General features: G+C 37.2%; 2 protein-coding genes and 1 pseudogene. 1 reads left to right on the forward strand and 2 read right to left on the reverse strand.

Translation table 11 applies throughout. The features are described 5' to 3' along the window. Window positions 1-252: 252 nt before the first annotated feature. Both ACE1B6_RS00480 and ACE1B6_RS00485 read right to left on the reverse strand, forming a co-directional pair. Entirely contained in the window at window positions 253-1,818 is a 1,566-nt protein-coding gene (locus tag ACE1B6_RS00480) for a glycosyltransferase family 39 protein (protein WP_413255268.1), read from the reverse strand. A 79-nt stretch (window positions 1,819-1,897) separates the two neighbouring features. Then, entirely contained in the window at window positions 1,898-2,164 is a 267-nt protein-coding gene (locus ACE1B6_RS00485; protein ID WP_413255269.1) for a hypothetical protein, read from the reverse strand. A gap of 125 nt (window positions 2,165-2,289) precedes the next feature. On the opposite strand from ACE1B6_RS00485, the pseudogene ACE1B6_RS00490 reads away from it, so the two are divergent. Then, window positions 2,290-2,460 (forward strand): annotated as a pseudogene (locus ACE1B6_RS00490) (DUF433 domain-containing protein); the annotation flags it as partial. Window positions 2,461-2,753 lie beyond the last annotated feature (293 nt).

The raw sequence follows: 2,753 nt of genomic DNA on the forward strand, positions 1-2,753 counted from the left end.
ATTGCTACTGGTAGTTTATAAGCTGTTACGCATTTAAATCACTTATTAACGAGTAGGGTGCGTCAGACGTTAAAGCCTATGTAGAAAGGAAAATATCTAAATCTGACGCACCCTACAATATGACTTTTAAATGCGTAACAGCTTATTATAGGTAGCAGGTCTTGCCTCTGGGAGTTGGTAGATTTAACTGAGGTCTATTGGCGTAGCCTTTGAGTAGCATATATCACTATCTGTTAACTTGTTAGTTGTGAGTTATTTCAGCTGATAAAGATAGGCAAATGCTCCGGGTTTACCAATATAATCGATTTTTTGACCAAGGCGATCGAGTCGAGGTTCAACTATCTCTTTTCTTTTATCTTTTAAGCCAATTCCAGAAAATAAAAACCAGACTCGCGGTTGATTTTGTAGTTGACTAAATTGCCGTTGGTAGTCTAACCAAACTTGGTCAGAAATAGCTTCTTTTTTCAAAAAGTCATTATAGCCAACCACATATTGAGACTTAGAATATCCGAATTTTTCGGCATAATATTCCAACTGCGCTGAAGTTCCTCCACCATCACCAAATAACACATCGTTAGGTTGTTGATGTTCTTTGATATAGGCTATTACCGGACGAAGTTCGTATTTAGTTTCTGGCTGAAATAAGAATACTCCTGCTTGAAACACAGGAGGTAAGATTAGGAAAGAAGTAATAATTATTCCGAAAATCCCCACATAATTTCGTCGCTGTTGTTGGTTAAATTTAGCAAGATTCAACCGAGATAAAAGAAAAGCTGCACCTTCAGCAATAATTAGGATGAAATAGGGAGTCAAAAACAAAATTAACCTTGTCCGAAAGGGATATTTATGTAAATAAGCCGCAGTCAAGGTAGCTAGAATAGGAGAGATTAAAATTAACAACTTAGTCCGGTTATTTTTATATAAAGTAATGCAGCCAATAACAAAAGTAAAAATAGCAATCCCATCTGTGATTCCGCCAAAACCTAATGGTTTATGAAAGAATCTTCCGAACGAGTCTAGTAACCAAAGTATATCAAAAATACTTTGGGGATATTCTGGACTCCAAGATGTTTGTAGTGACTCATTTTTCAGAGACTTGGAGATGATAAGAAAGTAGTAAAGTGCAAAACCAATTAGCCAAATTAAATAAGCTGGTAGGCGATTAATTACGATCGCTTTTCGTTTTGATGCTGAACTGGTAATTAAGCTGGCTAACTCAACTCCTCCTAACACAAAAACTGCTGTATGGGAAAACCACATTGCAACTATTCCCAGGAATCCCAATAAGAAAACTTTGCGTTTTTTGAGGATACGATCGCGCAACGGAATCAATAGCAAACAAAGCAATAATCCGATCGTCAAATCGCTGGAATATTGCTTAACTTCAGTGGCATAGTAAAGGGGATATTTTAAACAAGCGAATAGAATTAAGGCAATGGGTATGGCAAGTGCAGATAAACTCCATTTTCCTAATTTATAAAGCGCAAATAAAGATACAATTCCAGCTATTAAAGGGAACAATCGCAGTGAATATTCATTGTTACCAAATATCTGTACAGTCAGTTTTTCTACCCATAAAAACCCCGGAGGTGCTGCTTGATCGTAATCCAAAGGTTGCAGTAATTCTAAGTAAGAGCGATTGACGATATTTAAGGCAATATATGCTTCATCTCCCCATAAAGAACGGTTGTTGATGTATTGTGATAAGCGAATGATGATACCGAATGCGATCGCCAAAAAAGCCAGCTGATTAATAATTTTGCTGATTTTTGGCTGCGCCTTGTTTGTGTCTTGGTAGTTGTCAGGTAAAGTATCCACTATTTGCGATTCTCTGGGCAAAAATAGAAATTAATGGATGATATTATCTCACAAGTTGGCTAATTAAAACTAAAAATCATTACTCGATTCTCCAACCAGAGATCTTACTCTCTTGTCCAGACTGATTATCGATCGTTGTTACAAAAAGGTTTTGCCCTTTAGCATTCCTAAATTGAAACAAGCAAAGTCCTAATCCTGTTCCAGAACAATCAACAATTTCTGTATAGCCTTTTTTGATTAAATAGTCGATCGTGCTATTAGGAACTCGATTATTCACTTGCTCGGAATTAAAAACAGGTTGCCAACCTTGCTTAATTAACATCGTTCTGACTTGAGCATAATTCATATTTCGCCGCAATCTAGGCAATGATTGGGCAAAAGATGACGTTTGAACTGAAAAGCCTATGTAGAAAGGAAAATATCTAAATCTGACGCACCCTACAATATGACTTTTAAATGCGTAACAGCTTATTATCTGATGTTTATACAACAATCGGCTACTATCTTCGACATCAAGAAGCAATAGAAGCTTATCTTAAGCATAGAGAACAGCTAGCAGAGTCGATTCATCAGCGTTTGTTAAGCTTTCAACCCGATCTAAGTTTAATTCGATCGCGCTTGTTAGCCCAAAAACAACAATGAAAAGAAAACTGATAATTATGTAAACTTAGACCAATGGGAGAATTTGATTGAGGAAGAAGTGTTGGAAAATGCGATCGCAGATGCCAGCGAAGAAGTACTCGAAGGAAAATATACCCGTTCTCAACTTTTGGAAATGTTAGTTGACACTCTCGCGTCAAGCTGGCGCTGTGACGGGAGATTCTTGTTTCTCAGAAACACGCTTTTTGGTACAAGTACCACCGAGTCTTACTGCTTCTCCACAAGCTTGAAATTCCGTTTGCCCAACGGTATTTGCTGAGAGAATTTTAATACCC

This window comes from Floridaenema fluviatile BLCC-F154, from assembly GCF_041929135.1.
GTDB classification, from domain to species: domain Bacteria; phylum Cyanobacteriota; class Cyanobacteriia; order Cyanobacteriales; family Aerosakkonemataceae; genus Floridanema; species Floridanema fluviatile.

Excerpts from the sequence above, each read along its gene's own strand:
- ACE1B6_RS00485 (WP_413255269.1), bottom strand. The coding sequence starts at position 2,164 with ATGAATTATGCTCAAGTCAGAACGATGTTAATTAAGCAAGGTTGGCAA.